This is a genomic window from Leptospira bouyouniensis (assembly GCF_004769525.1).
In the GTDB taxonomy this organism is placed as follows: domain Bacteria; phylum Spirochaetota; class Leptospiria; order Leptospirales; family Leptospiraceae; genus Leptospira_A; species Leptospira_A bouyouniensis.
The window spans coordinates 108,124-126,923 of sequence record NZ_RQFT01000011.1 but is presented as its reverse complement, the minus strand read 5'-3'; the positions used below and the strand labels follow the sequence as shown (position 1 = coordinate 126,923).

The 18,800-nt window shown below is 37.1% G+C and carries 17 protein-coding genes; 13 read left to right on the top strand and 4 right to left on the bottom strand.

What is annotated here, in order from left to right:
• Entirely contained in the window at nt 1–519 is a 519-nt protein-coding gene (fliN, locus tag EHQ43_RS12225; RefSeq protein ID WP_135771353.1) for a flagellar motor switch protein FliN, read from the bottom strand.
• An 86-nt stretch (nt 520–605) separates the two neighbouring features.
• Here fliN and EHQ43_RS12220 point away from each other — a divergent pair, with 86 nt between their 5' ends.
• The 4 genes from EHQ43_RS12220 (at nt 606) to EHQ43_RS12205 (ending at nt 4,046) form a co-directional block, all read left to right on the top strand.
• Nucleotides 606–1,856 carry an AAA family ATPase gene (locus EHQ43_RS12220; protein ID WP_425269640.1) on the top strand — a complete coding sequence of 417 codons (1,251 nt, stop codon included), beginning with the start codon at nt 606–608 and terminating at the stop codon, nt 1,854–1,856.
• A 122-nt stretch (nt 1,857–1,978) separates the two neighbouring features.
• The gene (gene fcpB / locus EHQ43_RS12215) at nt 1,979–2,812 is read left to right on the top strand and encodes a flagellar-coiling protein FcpB (protein WP_135741895.1); all 834 of its coding nucleotides are present in this window, start codon (nt 1,979–1,981) and stop codon (nt 2,810–2,812) included.
• 19 nt (nt 2,813–2,831) lie between these two features.
• Nucleotides 2,832–3,326 (top strand): zinc ribbon domain-containing protein, encoded by a 495-nt coding sequence (locus tag EHQ43_RS12210; protein ID WP_135771352.1) that lies wholly within the window; start codon nt 2,832–2,834, stop codon nt 3,324–3,326.
• Between the two features lie 3 nt (nt 3,327–3,329).
• On the top strand, nt 3,330–4,046 hold the full coding sequence (locus EHQ43_RS12205; protein WP_135754077.1) for an RsmE family RNA methyltransferase: 717 nt from the start codon (nt 3,330–3,332) through the stop codon (nt 4,044–4,046).
• Here EHQ43_RS12205 and EHQ43_RS12200 read toward each other — a convergent pair.
• Nucleotides 4,036–5,586, bottom strand: a complete 1,551-nt coding sequence (locus EHQ43_RS12200; protein ID WP_135771351.1) for a hypothetical protein — start codon at nt 5,584–5,586, stop codon at nt 4,036–4,038. The genes EHQ43_RS12205 and EHQ43_RS12200 overlap by 11 nt on opposite strands.
• Nucleotides 5,587–5,787: 201 nt before the next feature.
• Here EHQ43_RS12200 and EHQ43_RS12195 point away from each other — a divergent pair, with 201 nt between their 5' ends.
• Genes EHQ43_RS12195 through metW form a run of 3 tightly spaced genes read left to right on the top strand, consistent with a single transcriptional unit; the run spans nt 5,788 to nt 8,851 of the window.
• Nucleotides 5,788–7,092, top strand: coding sequence for an O-acetylhomoserine aminocarboxypropyltransferase/cysteine synthase family protein (locus EHQ43_RS12195; protein WP_135741891.1), 1,305 nt, complete (start codon nt 5,788–5,790; stop codon nt 7,090–7,092).
• An 8-nt stretch (nt 7,093–7,100) separates the two neighbouring features.
• Nucleotides 7,101–8,237 carry a homoserine O-acetyltransferase MetX gene (metX, locus tag EHQ43_RS12190; protein ID WP_135771350.1) on the top strand — a complete coding sequence of 379 codons (1,137 nt, stop codon included), beginning with the start codon at nt 7,101–7,103 and terminating at the stop codon, nt 8,235–8,237.
• Nucleotides 8,238–8,263: 26 nt separating this feature from the next.
• The gene (gene metW, locus EHQ43_RS12185; protein WP_208731055.1) at nt 8,264–8,851 is read left to right on the top strand and encodes a methionine biosynthesis protein MetW; all 588 of its coding nucleotides are present in this window, start codon (nt 8,264–8,266) and stop codon (nt 8,849–8,851) included.
• Between the two features lie 540 nt (nt 8,852–9,391).
• On the opposite strand, the gene ilvA is transcribed toward metW, so the two are convergent.
• Entirely contained in the window at nt 9,392–10,624 is a 1,233-nt protein-coding gene (gene ilvA, locus EHQ43_RS12180) for a threonine ammonia-lyase (RefSeq protein WP_135771349.1), read from the bottom strand.
• 249 nt (nt 10,625–10,873) lie between these two features.
• On the bottom strand, nt 10,874–11,722 hold the full coding sequence (locus EHQ43_RS12175) for a flagellin N-terminal helical domain-containing protein (protein ID WP_002974229.1): 849 nt from the start codon (nt 11,720–11,722) through the stop codon (nt 10,874–10,876).
• A gap of 238 nt (nt 11,723–11,960) precedes the next feature.
• Here EHQ43_RS12175 and ispH point away from each other — a divergent pair, with 238 nt between their 5' ends.
• Genes ispH through EHQ43_RS12145 form a run of 6 tightly spaced genes read left to right on the top strand, consistent with a single transcriptional unit; the run spans nt 11,961 to nt 18,800 of the window.
• Nucleotides 11,961–12,908: a 4-hydroxy-3-methylbut-2-enyl diphosphate reductase gene (gene ispH, locus EHQ43_RS12170; RefSeq protein WP_135771348.1), complete on the top strand. Its 948-nt coding sequence runs from the start codon at nt 11,961–11,963 to the stop codon at nt 12,906–12,908.
• 1 nt (nt 12,909) lies between these two features.
• On the top strand, nt 12,910–14,532 hold the full coding sequence (locus tag EHQ43_RS12165) for a sensor histidine kinase (RefSeq protein WP_135771347.1): 1,623 nt from the start codon (nt 12,910–12,912) through the stop codon (nt 14,530–14,532).
• A 48-nt stretch (nt 14,533–14,580) separates the two neighbouring features.
• The gene (locus EHQ43_RS12160) at nt 14,581–15,861 is read left to right on the top strand and encodes an ATP-binding response regulator (protein WP_135771346.1); all 1,281 of its coding nucleotides are present in this window, start codon (nt 14,581–14,583) and stop codon (nt 15,859–15,861) included.
• Nucleotides 15,862–15,874: 13 nt separating this feature from the next.
• Nucleotides 15,875–16,240, top strand: coding sequence for a response regulator (locus EHQ43_RS12155; protein ID WP_135741884.1), 366 nt, complete (start codon nt 15,875–15,877; stop codon nt 16,238–16,240).
• A 2-nt stretch (nt 16,241–16,242) separates the two neighbouring features.
• A complete protein-coding gene (locus EHQ43_RS12150; protein ID WP_135771345.1) occupies nt 16,243–16,614 on the top strand; it encodes an STAS domain-containing protein in 372 nt (123 codons plus the stop codon).
• On the top strand, nt 16,614–18,800 hold the full coding sequence (locus EHQ43_RS12145; protein ID WP_135771344.1) for a chemotaxis protein CheA: 2,187 nt from the start codon (nt 16,614–16,616) through the stop codon (nt 18,798–18,800). The genes EHQ43_RS12150 and EHQ43_RS12145 overlap by 1 nt, the downstream gene beginning before the upstream one ends.

Below are 18,800 nucleotides of genomic sequence, written 5' to 3'. Positions count from 1 at the left end.
TTACAAAAATGCAGGTCCACCCAATCGCTCCATGGGATCCACTATTTGAGTGATTTGGACACCATAATAATCATCTAGGACAATGAGTTTACCACGACCAACCAGTTTGCCGTTGGCTAAGATGTCGAGTTCCTCCCCAATGTTTTTGTCTAGTTCGACAACAGTTCCTTCTGAGAGTTGTAAAACATCCTTGATGAACATCGTGGTTCTTCCGAGTTCGATCGTGAGTTGTAAGGTAACATCAAGTAAGAGATTGAGGTTGGCAGTATTATTTCCGGAACTCGATTGTGATTTGGATTGGGACCTAGTGGGAGCTGGGGTTGCACTCGGACCTAGAGCTGCTGCAATATCTGCAAACGAAGGACCATTATCATCTCCACCTCCGCCGCCAACTAAAGCATCAAGGTCATCCATACCTCCGCCACCGCCTCCAGAGCCACCACCCGCAGGTGTTCCTCCACCGCTAAATCCGCCGAGTAGTGCGTCTATGTCTTCTTGTGATAGTGAACCTTCACCCATAATCCTACAACCTCTACAGGTTACTCGTCGGAGGAAATCAAAATCCTTCCTTGAAAAAAAAGACAATCTTCCCTATTTTGTTCTTTATGTCTACTTCCACAAACCAACTGGATTTTTTTAAGGCCAAAGACTTGTTTGCGACGGAACTCAAACAGGCAAATTACCAGTTCATCCAAGAAAAAGAAGAAACTGTCTTTCGTTTCCGCCAGAATGCGGTTGGGAAGGAGAAAATACTCGATTGTTTGGGAATTGTCAGAAATTACATCGAAAATTTTCGCATTTATAATTTTGAAGAAGGTTACTTAAGCTTACAATCTTTAGGTGAAAATTTATTTGAACCCCAAAAGAATTTATCCAATCGGTTTCGGATTCGTTTTTCTTTTAAGTCAGACCTAAAAGTTGAATGTTCTAAACTTGGCGATTTTTCCACAAAAGAAATCCAAACTGTAATCCACCTCTTCCAATACTTAAACTTAGAAGGTGGAACCACAAAAGACCCAAGGTCTCTTTTGGAACCGCTAGGTGTCGAGGTATACGATCCAATCTTAGAAAAAGCGAAAGGTTTTGAACTCGGATTTGATTCTGTTTTTGGTTATGATGGGGTAAAAGAACAAATCCTTGAAAGTTTAGTATTTCCATTACAAAGACCAGAACCATTCCTTGAGATCACAAAACTCACAAGGCAAAAACCAACCGGTAATCTCCCTCGCGCAGTTCTTTTTGAAGGAGAACCAGGCGTGGGTAAAACGAGTATGGCAAAAATTGTCTCCCACCTATGTGGTGTTCCAATGGTTTATGTTCCGATCGAATCCATTTTGAGTAAGTATTACGGGGAATCATCCCAAAACCTTGCCATGGTGTTTGACGCCGCCGCCCTCTTTCCCAAATGTATGCTGTTTTTGGATGAAATCGATTCATTAGCCACATCCAGAGAAGATGGATTATTTGAAGCCACTCGGAACTTATTAAGCGTCCTATTGCGGAAATTAGATGGGTTTGCTGAAAAAACAGGTACCATCACGATTGGAGCGACCAACCGAAAAGAAGACTTAGATTCAGCCTTACTATCTCGATTTGATCGAAAAATCCTTTTCCCTTTGCCCAACCGAGAGGAACGCACTAAAATTCTCGAGGGATATGCCAAACAACTGAACAAAAACGAACGAGAACAAATCTCTGACTTACTCGTTGGGGCATCTGGAAGGAATTTAAAAGACTATTGTGACTATGTGGAAAGGCGCTGGATAACCAAAAATTGGGCAAAATTGGAAGAATTGAGCGCCCCTAACCTTTCATTTTATTTAGAATCCTTTCCAGATTTTGGATGGAAACACTAAAAAGAGTGAGATTCGGCTTCAATCTTCCCCAGTATTTTACCGATACTTTTTACAGGATATTTGTTTACGTCCATGGGTCGTACTTTGGTATCCTCAAATTAACCTTTTAGGAAGATTCGGACATGAAAATAAAACTAATTCTCCCCATTTTACTACTTAGCATTGGGGTTTTCGCTCAAACTGGTAGCTCGGAAACAGGCTCTACTTCTGCAGGAATCGATCCTTCTCAATCAGGGAAATCGATGGCAGAAACAGAAAAAGAACTCGATGAAAATATCTCTGAAGTGAACAAACGCCTTCGTTTGCATACAGTACTTTTTAAGATGAAAGTGAGAACTCTTCCTCATAAAACAGTTCTTTACAAAGGCAAACCAAGTGCTGATGGAGAACGTTGTGAAGCAGCAGATAAACAAGAAGCACAAGATAACACTTGTTTGCACCTTGAAGTATTTGATTTCGTAGGAAGTGAAGATGGAAAGTCTTCTAAAAATTTAGGTGCTAAGTTCAAAAAAATGGAACTCTTTTTTGAAGGATCTAACAACGCAGATCCAGATCCAAGAAAAGAACAACCACGTAACCTTACAAAGGTGAGAACTTATATTTATCAAAACAATTTTCTATTGGAAGACAAAGTAATTTCCGTAATCGCTGATGTTGCTCCAAATGGAGATCCAGCTCACAACGATAAAATTGAATTGTTTTACCAACATGATGATTATCCAGTTTGGGGAACTCCTGAAACTCCTTCAGAAAAAGGTGTTGGAAAATACATTTTATCAAATGTTGAAAACACAAAGTCGAACCCAATTCGAAACAATTTCAAAAAACAATTCTATTTCAAAAACTTAGATTATTTTGATAAACTTTTCACAAAAATCTTTGATTATAATGATCGTGATTCAAACAAACATTATAAGAAAAACGTAGAAGCATTGAAAAGTTCTTTAAAATACTAAGAACTATACAGGTTCTTAATTGAATCGCGTAAAACAATGTCCGAATTGTTCCACGATGTTACGGTTCCCTGTCACACAGGGAACCATTTTGGTTCAATGTCCCGTATGCTCTCACAGATTTACATTTGATCCTGATTTAGAGTTAGATGCTAAGAACATCTCACCAGAAGAAGAGATCCCCACTTTCCAATTCAAACCTTCATTTCAAAATTATAGAGATTTGTTCTTGGATTTGCTATATGCACCTATTGATTATCTAAAATCAAAACATAACAAAACCAAAAAAGAAATCCCTTGGATTCCCATTTTACTTTTTACTATTTTATTATTATATGTTTGGAAGTGGTCCCTCACCAATTCTGAGACACTTCCTATTTCGCAACCAAAGGAACCTATTCTTGAAGACCAATCGCCCATGGAAATTCCCTCCCCAGATTTAGAAGGTCCATTGATGGAAACACCGGAAGCGGATCCATCTCCCCCCAATTTCCAAAAGCCAAGTTTTGAGATCTAAAATTTGAACTGGATTATCATTTCGGAAGAAGAATTAAATTCTGAAAGGATGGTATCGATTCGAGATCAACGCCATCAACACATCATAGCCATTTTAAAAAAAAATACAGGAGATTTTGTCCAAGTTGTAATTCCAAATGTTGGTAATTTTTCGTTTCTAATCCAAGAAATCGGCGAAACCCAGACGATTCTTGTGGAAGCAGAAAAACGTTCCAATGTTTTAAATCCATTATCAGTCCATTGTTTTTTTTCTTTGCCAAGGCCTCAAACGACAAAGAAGATCCTCCACCTAGCAGGTGCTTATGGGATCGAAAGTATATTTTTTTTTGCAACAGAGACAAAAAACAAAGAATATTGGACTTCACCTATTTACAAAACTGAGTGGAAAGAATGGATGCAAACTGGGATGAGCCAAACTGGAAATTTTCGTGAACCAGTAGTCAATATGGCCCAAACAGAAAATTGGAAACACCACCTAGAACATTGGCCAGGTAAAGTGATCATCCTTGATCGTATGGGAAAGAGTGATATCCAAAATTCCATCCAAGAAAATGAAGTAGGTAGTAAACCACTTTATGTTTTTGGTTCCGAATCAGGTTGGAAGCCGAGTGATTTGGAATTTTTTTCTAAGAAAAACTTTTTAGTCAGAACATTGGGGAATATCAATCTTCGAACTGAATTTGCTTTTTCTTCATTGTTGTATTTACTTTTTAAAAACTAATTCCACCTGAAACTAGGAATCGAATTTCATCGATACTAAGGAAAGACTTTTCACTTGCATCTAAGTAATATTTTCGGTAGTTCTGTACTCGTAAAACAATTGGTCCAAAGGCTTTCGAAATTTCTGCAGCAGCCTGCGTGTTGTTATCAAGTTCAAAAGCCTTCCCTTGTGATTCGAATCCTTTTTTAGTATAATAGAAGGACATAAGAAACGATGAACCCAAGGGAATATATGCGGCAGCAAACACACGTTTGTTTCCTTTGACTCCATAATCTTCTACTGCAAATTCAAATCCTAAATGGTAAAAATTAACATAAATCGTATGATAATAACCTGTAACCTTTGCATTTGATTGGTTTTCTAAATAATCGTATTTGGGGCGAATCGGAGCGGACACAGGAAATTTTTGAAATCGTTCCACTTCATAAAAACTATCGAAGTACATTGGAGCATAATTTGCAGTCATTTGTCTGAACTCAGGTTTTAAGATGATGTTTAAATCCTTCGTTCCCAAACGAAAAACACTTCCATAATGGGCTCCTTGAGCTCCATCTAGACCTTTGATTTTATTAAAATCAACATAAGGCGTAAATTCCACAAATGGCAGGTTTAATAATCTATATTCGATATCCATCCCTTCAATCGATGCTCGGGTTACTTCTGTAGTTTTAGGATTGTCTAATTTTTTTTCTGTGACAGGAGAACCATTGGTATTGTAAGCCATTTGCACAGGTGCCTGTCTATCCCAGGCCTGTGTATATCCAATGGTCAATCGATTGTACCAAGGATCGTTATCTATGAGTTCCATGCGAGAGTCTTTACTAATTGGTCGAATCTCTTTTTTACGAAGCTCTTCTGCTTTTTTCTTTTGAATCTCTTCGGCCCCAGCTTCTTCCTCTACACTGAGCCTACCTGATTCATCCAGTACGTTCCCACGAAGGTTCATCAAGTATACGAGGTCTCCAGATTTATCAAATAAAGAATAAAGTGACCTTCCAATTGCAAGAGGTTTGATATAAACGCGCGCAGCATTCACTTCAAAGTTAACGACTGAATTGGCAAAATATTGTACTCCACCGTAATCAGTATTCAAATCCGCCATCACACCTGGATTAAAGGAATCAAATCGAGAAGAACTTTGGTATTTGTTAACGATGGTTCCATGGCCAATATATCCATCTACCATCTTACCCGTGTATGCTGAATAAGTTACTTTCCCGGGAACTTGTTGGTTATATGTTCCATAAGAAATATAATTTAAAACCCGAGCATAGTCATTTCGACTATTATAGTCCATTTCTCGGACTTTTCCCGCTTTACTATCTAATTGGATTGGTTCTTTGTCGACTGCCAGTACATTGATAGGAAGAGAAAATGAATACCCAAACTGACTTCCATGGTTATAAGTAAAATTTGGAGAGATATAACCGTAATAATCTTTTTGGAAACTGGACCCACCGGCATCAAATTGTAATGCTGATGCTCGCCTAGATTCAGTACCCGTTGGAACCCAAACTTGTGCCTCGAGGGAAAAAACCATACATAGGACAATTAGTACAAAATAAAAATTACGACAATATAGGCCCACGATACGTTCATTATCGTAATCTTCTCCTCTGAAAATAAGAAATAATCTCGCTAACCCGATTCCAATAAAACAGAAATTATTTCTATTTTATTGGAGATTTTATTGACAATTCAGAAAGCGGGAGGAAACTAGGCGAAACCATCGGGGGAATCTATGCCACGCCAATACAAACCAGAAACCATCGCACTTCACGGAGGCCAAGAGCCTGATCCAACGACCACGTCAAGGGCCGTGCCACTCTACCAAACCACTTCCTATGTGTTTAAAGACACAGACCATGCTGCCAGATTGTTTGGACTCCAAGAGTTCGGAAATATCTACACAAGGCTTATGAATCCAACGACAGATGTTTTGGAAAAACGTGTTGCAGCTTTAGAAGGTGGAGTTGCTGCTCTTGCAACAGCATCTGGTCAAAGTGCCGAAATGTTGGCACTCCTCAATATTGTAGAAGCAGGCCAAGAAATTGTCGCATCTTCTTCTTTATACGGTGGAACTTACAATTTGCTCCATTATACATTTCCAAAACTAGGAATCAAAGTTCACTTTGTAGATCCTTCCAATCCGGAAAATTTTAAAAAGGCATCCAATGATAAGACGCGTGCATTTTATGCAGAAACATTGGGTAATCCTAAATTAGATACACTTGACATAGCAGCCGTTAGTAAAGTTGCAAAAGAAGTTGGTGTACCTCTCGTAATTGATAACACGATGCCCTCTCCTTATTTGGTAAATCCTCTCAAACATGGAGCTGATATTGTCGTTCATTCCTTAACTAAATTTTTAGGTGGTCACGGAACTTCTATTGGAGGGATCATCATTGATGGTGGTAGTTTCAATTGGGGGAATGGTAAATTTAAAAATTTTACAGAACCAGATCCTTCCTACCACGGGCTAAAGTTTTGGGATGTATTTGGTAAATTTGAACCATTTGGTGGTGTGAACATTGCCTTCATTCTCAAAGCACGCGTGCAAGGTTTGAGAGATTTAGGACCTGCAATTTCTCCTTTTAATGCATGGCAAATTTTGCAAGGTGTGGAAACCCTTCCACTTAGAATGGAAAGACATTCCCATAATGCCTTGAAAGTAGCAGAATTCCTTCAAAAACACCCTAAAGTGGAATGGGTCAACTACCCAGGTCTCACCACGGATAAAAACCATGCAATTGCTAAAAAATACCATGAGCGAGGTCTCTATGGTGCAATTGTGGGATTTGAAATCAAAGGTGGCGTTGAAAAAGCTAAAAAATTTATTGATGGACTAGAACTTTTTAGTTTATTAGCTAACATTGGTGATGCGAAATCTTTAGCCATTCACCCTGCTTCGACAACTCACCAACAATTAACTGGTGAAGAACAAATTTCAGCTGGAGTCACACCAGGTTTTGTTCGACTCAGTGTTGGATTGGAAAACCTAGATGACATTCTAGTAGACTTAGAAGAGGCATTAAAAAATATCTGATTAAGACTATGACTACCTCCGAATCAAATGAGTTTTTTCACGGATCCGTAGGTATTGTACATACTCAAATCATTTCATTTGACTCTTTTACGCTTGAGGGGGGTGAGACAATCACTCCTCTTGAAATTGCTTTTGAAACCTATGGCACCCTGAATGAAAAAAAAGACAATGCTATCTTAGTTTGTCATGCCTTATCAGGGGATGCACATGCCGCTGGTTTTCATGAAGGAGATAAAAGACCGGGTTGGTGGGATTATTATATTGGTCCCGGAAAAGCATTCGATACGAATCGATACTTTATCATATCTTCTAATGTCATTGGAGGTTGCAAAGGATCGAGTGGACCATTGAGTACCAATGGTAAAACAGGCAAACCTTTCCAATCTACTTTTCCATTTGTTTCGATTGGGGATATGGTCAATGCACAAGAAAAACTAATTCGTCATTTTGGAATCCATAAACTGTTTGCTGTAGCTGGCGGCTCTATGGGTGGAATGCAAGCCTTACAATGGTCAGTTGCATATCCTGATCGATTGAAAAATTGTATTATCATGGCATCTTCTTCCGAACACTCGGCTCAACAAATCGCATTCAATGAAGTTGGAAGACAAGCAATCCTCTCAGATCCGAATTGGAACCAAGGTTTATATAACCAAGAAAATCGACCATCGAAGGGATTGGCACTCGCCCGAATGATGGGACACATCACATATTTAAGTGACGAGATGATGAGAGAAAAATTTGGACGTAAACCGCCAAAAGGGAATATCCAATCAACTGACTTTGCTGTGGGAAGTTACCTCATTTACCAAGGAGAATCCTTTGTCGATCGTTTCGATGCCAATTCTTATATTTACGTCACAAAAGCATTGGATCATTTTAGTTTAGGAACTGGAAAGGAACTTACAAAAATACTCGCTAAAGTTAGGTGTCGTTTTTTAGTCATTGCTTATACATCTGATTGGTTATACCCTCCATACCAATCTGAAGAAATTGTCAAATCTTTGGAAGTGAATGCAGTACCTGTAAGTTTCATCGAATTAAATAATCCTGCTGGTCACGATAGTTTTCTTCTTCCCAGCGAAGAACAAGACTCAATCCTTAGAGACTTTTTAAGTGCGACAGATGAAGGAGCTTTCTTTTGAACATCCACACAAATGAAGCACTTGGAATGGACTTAAAAAACAGACCAGATATTTCCTATATAGCCAACTTAATCAAACCAGGTGAAAGAGTTTTAGATTTAGGATGTGGTTACGGCGAGCTGATGTTAATTTTAAAAAACAAAGGTGTTCGTGTACAAGGAATCGAAAAAGACGATAAGTGTATCATTCAATGTGTTAAAAAAAGTTTATATGTGCATCATGGCGATATTGACGACGGTCTAAAACATCATTTAGATCACAGTTTTGATTTTGTCATCTTAAACCAAACAATCCAACAAACTTTAAATCCTGGTGATATCATCAAAGAGTGTTTAAGAATTGGGAAACAAGTAATCATCGTGTTTCCCAATTTTTCACATTGGCAAATTCGCACATCGATCCTTCTTAGCGGTAAAACTCCAGTTACAGATTTAATGCCTTTCCATTGGTATGACACACCAAACCTACATTATTTGTCAGGCAAAGATTTTGAAGATTTTTGTGAATTTGAGCGAATCAAAGTTTTACATAGAGCATTTTTTAATCGTACAAGACAAATTAAGTTGTTTCCAAACCTTTTTGCGACTCTCGCGTTGTTTGTCATACGAGCCTAATCGAAAACGTCCATCCTGGAACCGTGGTTTTGTATCATTCAAATGTATTTGGATTATCACAAATCACAAACTACTATTAAAACTTATTAAAACTGGAAACCATCAACTTCCGTCATCGATTACCAAAATTAAGGAGGGAATACAATGTATTTCAAGAGTTGGATTGGCGATGGAATTATAGTGATCTTCAATATTCATAAAATTGAATATTAGGGTGAAAGAGACGGACTCGGTAGGTAAACTATCCCCGCCCTAATCGAACTGGGTGGGGTTATCCACCCGCCACCCAATACGACCTATCTACCATGCTTTGCAAAAAAAATAAATCAGAGTCTGGTTTTTGAAAATTTTTAAATTAGATAAGTTCATGTTTTAGCAAAAAACCCGGCAATCACTCCGGGTTTCTCAGCTGTACGACGATCGTTTGATCATTTAAAGTATCGATTTAATTTCAATTTCCTTTAGGAAAATCAATAAATTTGGAAGAATAGTCCTCTAAAATTTACCTTAGAAAATAGAAACAGAACATAGTATTTGATACTAAATGAGGTATTCAAATAAATTTTCATCCTGGTTTATTAAAGTAAAATTCAAATTAAAACTTTTCATTCGATTGAGCAATGTTTGAAAATCATCTTTAGACTTTAATTCAATTCCTATGAGAGCTGGCCCAGATTCTTTATTATGTTTTTGGATGAACTCAAATCGTACAATATCATCATTTGGACCCAAGATATCATTTACATATTGTTTGAGTGCACCAGGTTTTTGGGCAAATCGAACAATAAAATATTGTTTCAAACCTTCAAAAAGTAAGGATCTCTCTTTAATTTCTTGCATTCGGTCTATATCATTGTTTCCACCACTCAGGATACAAACGACAGTTTTCCCACGAATGACATCTTTATAATCATCCAAGGCGGAAATACTCAATGCTCCAGCAGGTTCACTCACAATAGCATCTAAATTATATAAATTTAAAATTGTAGTACATACTTTTCCCTCAGGGACTAACACTAAGTCACTTAAGGTAGATTGGCAGATAGGAAATGTAAGGTCCCCTACTTTTTTAACTGCAGCTCCATCGATAAATTTATCAATTTTTTCTAATGAGATTGGTTTCCCATATTTCAAAGCTTCTTTCAGAGAAGGTGCACCCATTGGTTCTGCACCAATTATTTTTGTCAGTGGAGAATGAATTTGAAAATAAGAACCTACTCCTGCACATAATCCTCCACCACCAATTGGTAAAAACAAATAATCAATATTTGTAAGCTCAGATACAATTTCCTTTCCAACTGTTCCCTGGCCTTCCATAATCTTAGGATGGTCAAATGGAGGAATGAAAGGCATCTTCTTTCCATTGGCAAAGTCAACAGCTTCCCTTTGGCATTCATCAAACGTATCACCAACCAATTTGATTTCGATATATTCACCACCAAACATGCGTACCTGATTGATTTTTTGTTTGGGAGTGACTTCTGGCATATAAATCACTCCTTGTATTTGGAGTAATCGACAAGAATACGCAACACCTTGGGCATGATTCCCAGCACTTGCACATACAATTCCATTCTTTCGTTCTTCCAATGATAAACTTTGGATCATAAAATAAGCTCCTCTAATTTTATAGGAGCGAACTACTTGTAAATCTTCCCTTTTGAGGTAAATTTTTGCCTGATACAATTCAGATAATCGGGAATGGAATTGTAAGGGAGTATGATTGATGATGGGTTTTAAAATTTCGTAAGCGGAATCAATCTCTAATTTCATAAGGGAATCGAATAACCAATATTTTACTCAGATAGGAAATCCTTCAAAACATTTATCTTGGATTCATTTTAGATTCAAATAAACAAATTGAATGAAACTGGAATGTGGGAAGTAAAAAAACGAAGAGGAGATTTGCAGAGGTGAAAGTATTAAATCGGAATGGGGAAAAGGAAATCAAAAAAAGAAAATCGAGAAACCAAAGACCAGGCCCCAACCACCCTGCCCGGAACTTTGGTTTCTCTTATCCTATTACTGGAGCAATCTCATCACTGACTGAGACTTCATGTTCGCTTGCGCAAGCATAGATGTAGCAGCCTGAGTTAAGATTTGGTATCTCGTGAAGCTGGTCATTTGTTCAGCCATGTCAGTATCACGGATACGAGACTCAGAAGCTTGTGTGTTTTCATAAGCATTCATAAGTCCTTTCGCAGCATGCTCCATACGGTTGTAATAAGCACCAAGGTCAGCTCTTTGTTTAGAGATTACTCTTAATGCATCATCACAAAGTCCGATCACGGAGTTTGCTTTACCTGCAGTCGAAAGAGAGATAAAAGTAAGAACCGTAGGGTTTCTTAATCCCAATGCCGCAGTGTTCATTGTTTCAATGTACACGCGCTCTCTTTGGTGCATGTTAGCTCCAATATGGAACCACATACTAGCAGTTGGGTTGAGACGAGCAAAAGCTCCTGTAAGCAGTTTCATTTTGTTGAATTCTGCTTGAGAAGCAATACGATCGATCTCGTCCACTAGCTGTGAAACCTCGACTTGGATCTGTTGTCTATCTTCTTCCGAGTAGATACCGTTCGCAGCTTGCACCGCGAGTACACGAACACGTTGAACGATTTCGTGTGTTTCTTGAAGATATCCTTCCGCCGTTTGAATGAGGGACATACCATCTTCAGTATTCTGTTCTGCACGTCGAAGACCAGCAATCTGAGTTCTCATTTTCTCAGACACTGCAAGTCCAGATGCGTCATCTCCGGCTTTGTTAATACGCATACCAGAAGACAACTTTTCGATATCTTTGCTCAGGTTCGCGTCGTTAGACTTCAAAGTTCTGTGTGCAAAGATCGCACTTACGTTGTGGTTGATAATCATCCGGGTTCCTCCTTGAATCCGTTCTCTCACCGCTCAAGACTTTCACCTTGAACCCAAGAAATTGATGAATTTTCGAAGAGGCCATCCTTGGCCCTTTCAAGATAAGGATCGGTCATTCTGGTAGGGAGGATAATAGGGAAAATGAAATAAAATTTGAATAAAAATAGAACTTCCCCTTTTCTAAAATATGTCCTAAGAATTCTATGGAAATGAACTTGAGTGAAAAGGTAGGTTTTTCGTGTTAGAAACGGTTTATTTAGCTAACCCACGAGGTTTTTGTGCAGGTGTCAAATATGCAATTTCTTATGTAGAACAGGCTTTTCAAGAAAATCCAGAAACCCCACTGTATGTTCGAAAAGAAATCGTCCATAACCAAAGGGTTGTGGAAGAAATGAAAAAAAAAGGAATCCAGTTCATTAGTGAACTGAGTGAGGTACCTGATGGTGCCACAGTCGTATTCTCTGCACATGGAGTTTCTCCAGAAGTCGTGAAAGAAGCGAGTGATCGAAAAATGAAGATTGGAGATGCTACCTGTCCCCTAGTCACCCGGGTCCACAAAAAAGCACGAAATATCAAAGATACACACCAAATCATCTACATTGGTCATAGAGGCCATGATGAAGCCATCGGTACCATGGGAGAGGCACAAATGTTTCTCGTAGAGTCAACAGAAGATGTAGAGAATCTGAAAGATAAAATCTCAAAGGAAAAAGCTCTTACATACTTAATGCAAACCACTCTCTCGGTAGAAGACACAAAAAATATTGTTAAAAAAATTGAAGAAATTTTTCCTTTTGTAGAACATCCGCAAAAAGATGACATTTGTTACGCGACCACTGAAAGACAAGATGCTGTACAAAAAATGTTAGAGTCCGTTGATGCGATGCTTGTGATCGGTGCTGAAAACTCATCTAATTCCGTTCGACTCTGTCAATTGGCAAAAAAAACGAGACCGGCGAGCTTTCAAATTTCCAAAAGGGAAGATGTAAATCCTAAACATATCATTGATTCAGGAATTAAAATTTTAGGCATTACTGCTGGTGCATCCAGTCCGCAAGTTTTAGTGGATGAAATTGTTGAAGAAATCTTAAAACATTTTCCAAAAGCAAATGTATCTTTATTTCCTGAAAGCCGGGAAGATACAATGAGCTTCAAACTTCCGAAAGAACTTTTAAAACAATATTAAAATGATCGAAGACCCTTTGTCATTGTTTCAGGCTTCGCTTGAGGGTAATGACTCGGGTACGGCCATTTTAGTTATCAATTGCATTGAAAAAACATACGAAATTCTATTAAAAAACTCAATCTTTAGAAAACTAGAAACCGAATTCGATTTACCTTGTTTTCTAAAAAATAAAATCAAACAAAATGATTTTAATACAGAAATTATTTATAAAATAGATGGGAAAATCTTAGAAACTTCATTTGGAAATTTTGAATTTAATGACGGTTCTGAAAACAAACAATATTCAAAATTTTTTATCCGTGATATTACAATCAAACAAAAACAAGAAGAAGAAATTGCTTGGAGGCTTCGATTTGAATTAGGTGTCGCCTCTTCCATCCAAATCCTCATCCAAAAATCATCCATACGCGAAAGTTTACCTCAAGCTCTTTACCAACTTTTGTATTTCACAGAAATGGATTCGTTATTTTTCTTAAAAAATATATCAACAGATGAGAGCCAAAAATTTGAAATTTGGGTGAATGAAAGGAAATCGACAGAATATCCTTTATTACCAGAAAAATTCAAATCACTTGATTGGAAAGAAGTTGGATTAAACCGATGGATTCACAAGTTAAAAAAAGGAAAAATCATTTATCTAAAGAAAGACAATGCGTTAACAAAAGAAAAATGGTATTTCGATGAATCAAAGGCTGAAACGATTTTACTCATTCCTGTGAAATTTGAAAAACAATTCTTAGGAATCATGGGTTTCCAAAAATACAAACCCAATTTTGTGATCCATCATGAGAATTTACTTATCTACCAAACAGTCAGTCGTTGGTTGGGTTTGTTTGTGCAAAGAGATTTGGATTTAACAGAACTCAATCGATACAAATCTACTTTAGAATCACTAATCCTCGAACGTACGTTAGCTCTTAGTCGGACTAAAGAAGAATTAGAACGAGCCTACAAAGCAAAAACCGATTTTTTAACACATGTTAGCCATGAGCTCCGTACACCACTCAATTCGATCATTGGATTTTCTAAGCTCATCCAACTACCTGAAGATGATTTAACGGGAAAAGAATACTTACATTACATTTATTCAGGTGGAACTCGTCTTTTAAAGATGATCAATGAAATTTTAAATTTAATGAAAATTGAATCGGGACAATTAAAACTACAAATTTCAGAATTCAAACCAGAAGAAATCGCAAAGCAATCTCTAGAACTTATCCAACCTCAAGCCCGAGCGAAAGGCATGGAAATTCGATTTTTTCCACCAATCCAATCCGAAAACATACGGTCAGATAGCGGAAAAATCCAACAAATTCTCCTTAACTTACTTTCCAATGCTATTAAATATGGCGATCACTCTTATGTCGAATTACATTGTGAATGGTCAGAATCTGACGTGCATTATACTGTCAGAGATTTTGGTCCCGGCATTTCGGAAGAAGACCAAAGCCGAATTTTTCACAGTTTCACTCGGTTAAACGAGGATGGAAAAATAGAAGGAACAGGTCTTGGTCTTTCTATTTCCCAAGGATTGGCTGAAAAATTGGGAGGAAACATCGAACTCAGCTCCCATCTCGGCGAAGGTTCCACTTTTACGCTCAAGATACCTAAAAATATTAAATAAAGGTATTGAACCAATTAGAAATCTGGAATACAATCTCCGATATTCTATATGGTGCAACCGATCGAGCCAACAAAAAATAGTGTTTTGAAACCAGAACACCTCCGAAGACCCAAAGAACCGATTTTAATCATCGAAGACAAAAAAGAAAATCAGGTACTTTTAGAAGGAATTTGTAAAAAAATAGGCGCAGCATATGAGGTTGCTGAGAACGGCGAACTAGCCCTGGAAATGGCCAAAAAAAAGCAGTATAGCCTCTATTTGGTGGACCTGATGATGCCTGTGGTGGATGGCAAAACATTCATCGCAGAACAACGAAAAATCGAACCAAGGGCCGTTTTTATCGTACAAACTGCAATCGACCAGACAGAAGAAATCATAGAAATCATGAAAATGGGCGTTTATGATTATTTAATTAAGCCCCTTCACGTAGAAATTGTTGCAGATCGTTTGGAAAAAACATTAGAATACGTCTACTTAAAACGCATGGAAGCTCTACTCATTGATGAAGAATCAAAAGAATTAAAAAGTCAATTGGAGTGGCTCAATTACAAAGAGTCACACCGCAAAACCAATGAAGTTAATGCTGAATTAAATTCAATTTTAAATCTGAAAACAACTTTAATGCAAGGTTCAGGACTTGGTGTTTTGACTTCAATTATTGACTCGATTGAAAAAATTAAAAAAGAAGAAAATGGGAACTATCTCATCCCCAAAGAATATTGGGACATAATCTCAGAAAACCAAGATCACAACAAATCAATGTTAAAAGGATTGGATTTGGCAGTTGAAACGATTCAGTCTCATTTAAAATTACAAAAAGTCTCAAGTGAAACTTTACTTGCGATATTGCCTGATATTGTAAAAGATTTCGAAAATGAATTAGAAGAGAAAGAAATTAAAGTTAATCTCCCCGTTGTCAAACAAACGGTCACGTTAGAAGTTGACTTAAATTATTTCAAAATTATTTTACATGAAATTTTTACTAACGGAATAAAGTATTCAAAAACAAAATCAAATTTTGATATCTTTGTCACCTTTGTCGATGGATATTTTTGTTTATCAGCAAAGAACAATATAATCGATGATGATTATGCGAAACACCTACTACACTCTGAAAAAAAACTAGTAGAACCCTTTTATAGAATCCATCCGCCAGTCGAAAGTTTTTATCAGAAAGAAAAGTTCAGTCTTGGACTTGGATTAACGATGGTGGATTTTCTATTACACAAACACAATGGTATGTTTTTCATTAGAAACGCTATTGACCATACAACTGAAATCAAAGCATCCTGTGTGATTGCAGAAGTATTTCTCCCAATCCAAACATAAAAAGGAAAACCAAATGAATAGAAAAATCTTAATCATTGATGATTCTGCAGTCTTTCGAAAGATCATCTCTGTCCACTTAAAAAATGCAAATTTTGATCTCATTGAAGCGGGTGATGGGTTAGAAGGTCTAAAACAACTCGAAACCAATACCGTTGATCTCATTGTTTCTGATATGAATATGCCCAATATGGATGGGATCAGTTTTATTAAAAAAGTAAAGGAGAACACAAAGTTTAAATTTACACCAATCATTATGCTCACAACCGAATCCCAACCAGAGAAAAAACAACAAGGGATGGATGCAGGGGCTAAGGCTTGGCTCACAAAACCTTTCTCACCTGAAGAATTATTGGATACGATTACTAAATTAATACCGTAACGATGGAACCAAAACAAACAATTCAATCATCACAAGAAGGGTTTGGTATCTTTTGGAAAGGATACCTGACTGTACCTTTTATCAAAGATTGGTATGAATTGAGCAACCAATGGGAAATTCCCAAAGGTAAAAAAATCAGAATCGATTTATCGGAAATTGAAAGAATTGATTCTGCAGGGATCCAGTTTTTAATTTATTTAAAAAAAACAACAAATTCAAACCATCAAGTTTTGGAGTTAACCAATCATTCTTTAGCAGTGTTAAAGGTATTGGATTTACTTGGTTTAGTATCTTTTTTTGGAGATCGCATCAAAGTAAAAAAAGAACATGCGAACGAAGTTGAGTTCCGTTATGGCACAAGGAAAGTATCCTAATGGATTTAACGGAAGTTATAGAAGCGTATTTAGTCGAATCTGACGAACTCCTAAGGGATATGGAAGTTATTTTACTACGTACAGATACTACACTTCCTACAGATGAAGATTTAAATGCTATTTTTCGAGCTGTCCACACAATCAAAGGTACAGCTGGAATGTTTGGATTCGAAGCAACCGTCTCCTTTGCACATGTTGTGGAAAATCTTTTAGATGATTTGCGCTCGCATACTATCCAATTCCAATCTCATTTGACAGAGATCCTTTTAAAGGCAAAAGACCATTTATTGTATTTAGTTTTGAATGAAACGAAAGGAAAAATTCCACAAGAAAAACTAAATCTCGGAGAACGAATCTTAGATGAGATGAAACCATTTCTATCTGCGAATGTTTCACAAGTTCCCCAAAAAAAACAAATGTCGTCGGAAATCCAAGATCAAACAAATCTTAAAAATCCTAACAAAACGAACGATTTTTCGCCAGATTCGAATGCTAACGGAATTCAATCTTATCTTATCTCCTTTCGACCTAATCAAAATGTATTCTCACATGGACTCGATCCAATTTCATTTATTGGGTATTTGAAAAAGATTGGTACTATCATCTCTTTAAAAACAATTGATCAATTCTTACCTGAGGGAAATGAGTATGATCCAGAAAATAATTATTTAGGTTTTGAAATCAATTTCAGTTCAGAAAAAGATTTAGAGTCCGTACAAAAAGTATTTAATTTTATCGAAGAAGATAGTTTTTTACATATTTATCCTCCTGGTTTTACGATTGAAGATCTCGTTGATTTATCAAACCAACTTCCTGAAGAAGAAATTTTCTTAGGTAATCTTTGGAAAGAGATCCATATCTTAAACGAAAACAGCTTACTCGAATATCTGGAAGAAATTAAATCAAGAAAAACGGGAGTTCCCTCTGCCTCATCATCAACCACACAAACAGACATGGGGATTCCGAATTCTTCTTCTGAAATCACCGAACAAAACAAAGAATCACTAAAATCAAGCACTATCAAAGTAGATTCAAAACGTATTGATAATTTAATCAATCGGGTTGGAGAACTTGTTGTATCTTGCGCCAATATGAACCAACTCATCGGAGATGCAGATGATCCAAATTTACAAGAATCATCTCTAGTTGTCATGCGGCTGTTAAATGAAGTTAGAGAAATTTCTCTAAAACTAAGAATGGTGCCGATTGGAGAAAGTTTTCAAAAATATTCTAGAATTGTCAGGGATTTAGGTAAAGAATTACACAAAGATATTCGCCTCATTACAGAAGGTAACGAAACCGAACTCGATCGAAATATTGTCGAAAAATTAGGGGACCCACTCACCCATCTAGTACGAAATGCATGTGACCACGGATTAGAACTCCCTGAAGAACGTCAAAAAAAAGGGAAACCAAAACAAGGCACAATACGACTGAATGCATACCATGAAGCAGGTAGTGTTGTCATTGAAGTTTCTGATGACGGCAATGGAATTTCAAAAGAGAAAGTTTGGAAGAAAGGAATCGAGAAAGGGATCGTTTATGGTGAACTCCCTGATTCAGATGAAGAAGTTTACAAACTTCTATTCCATCCCGGATTTTCCACAGCCTCGCAAATTACGAATGTTTCCGGTAGAGGTGTAGGTCTTGATGTTGTATACCAAAACATTGAATCCTTACGTGGTTCTATTACTGTAAAATCCATTCCTTCAAAAGGAAGTGTATTTATACTTAGATTACCTCTCACACTTGCCATCATTGAAGGTTTCTTAGTCGCAGTCGGAAAAAGCCATTTCATCATCCCAATGGAAATGGTTCTAGAATGTTTGCATTTTTCAGATGATCATAAAACTGAATCGAATCAATTTTTTGCACTCAGAGGAAATTTGATTCCATTTTTACGATTAAAAGATTATTACCCATGTGATTCTCGTTCCGATATCTCCCGAGAAAATATTGTGATCGTACGCAATGGAGAAAAAAAAGCAGGGATCGTTGTTGAGGAACTCCTAGGAGAATACCAAACGGTCATTAAACCAATGGGTTCAGTATTCCGTCACGTAAAAGGTGTGAGTGGATCAAGTATCCTTGGTGATGGAAATGTAGCTCTTATTATTGATGTTCCTTCCTTATTCGAAAGAACAATCACAATTGAAAATCAAAAATTATTTAGCCATAGGGGATAA

What these genes read in the sequence shown, in the direction of transcription:
- ilvA (WP_135771349.1), bottom strand. Translation starts at nt 10,624, where the DNA reads ATGAAATTAGAGATTGATTCCGCTTACGAAATTTTAAAACCCATCATC.
- EHQ43_RS12175 (WP_002974229.1), bottom strand. Translation starts at nt 11,722, where the DNA reads ATGATTATCAACCACAACGTAAGTGCGATCTTTGCACACAGAACTTTG.
- EHQ43_RS12155 (WP_135741884.1), top strand. Translation starts at nt 15,875, where the DNA reads ATGAATAGAAAAATCTTAATCATTGATGATTCTGCAGTCTTTCGAAAG.
- metW (WP_208731055.1), top strand. Translation starts at nt 8,264, where the DNA reads ATGGACTTAAAAAACAGACCAGATATTTCCTATATAGCCAACTTAATC.
- EHQ43_RS12195 (WP_135741891.1), top strand. Translation starts at nt 5,788, where the DNA reads ATGCCACGCCAATACAAACCAGAAACCATCGCACTTCACGGAGGCCAA.
- EHQ43_RS12145 (WP_135771344.1), top strand. Translation starts at nt 16,614, where the DNA reads ATGGATTTAACGGAAGTTATAGAAGCGTATTTAGTCGAATCTGACGAA.
- EHQ43_RS12200 (WP_135771351.1), bottom strand. Translation starts at nt 5,586, where the DNA reads ATGGTTTTTTCCCTCGAGGCACAAGTTTGGGTTCCAACGGGTACTGAA.
- EHQ43_RS12165 (WP_135771347.1), top strand. Translation starts at nt 12,910, where the DNA reads ATGATCGAAGACCCTTTGTCATTGTTTCAGGCTTCGCTTGAGGGTAAT.
- EHQ43_RS12150 (WP_135771345.1), top strand. Translation starts at nt 16,243, where the DNA reads ATGGAACCAAAACAAACAATTCAATCATCACAAGAAGGGTTTGGTATC.
- EHQ43_RS12160 (WP_135771346.1), top strand. Translation starts at nt 14,581, where the DNA reads ATGGTGCAACCGATCGAGCCAACAAAAAATAGTGTTTTGAAACCAGAA.
- fliN (WP_135771353.1), bottom strand. Translation starts at nt 519, where the DNA reads ATGGGTGAAGGTTCACTATCACAAGAAGACATAGACGCACTACTCGGC.
- metX (WP_135771350.1), top strand. Translation starts at nt 7,101, where the DNA reads ATGACTACCTCCGAATCAAATGAGTTTTTTCACGGATCCGTAGGTATT.
- fcpB (WP_135741895.1), top strand. Translation starts at nt 1,979, where the DNA reads ATGAAAATAAAACTAATTCTCCCCATTTTACTACTTAGCATTGGGGTT.
- EHQ43_RS12220 (WP_425269640.1), top strand. Translation starts at nt 606, where the DNA reads ATGTCTACTTCCACAAACCAACTGGATTTTTTTAAGGCCAAAGACTTG.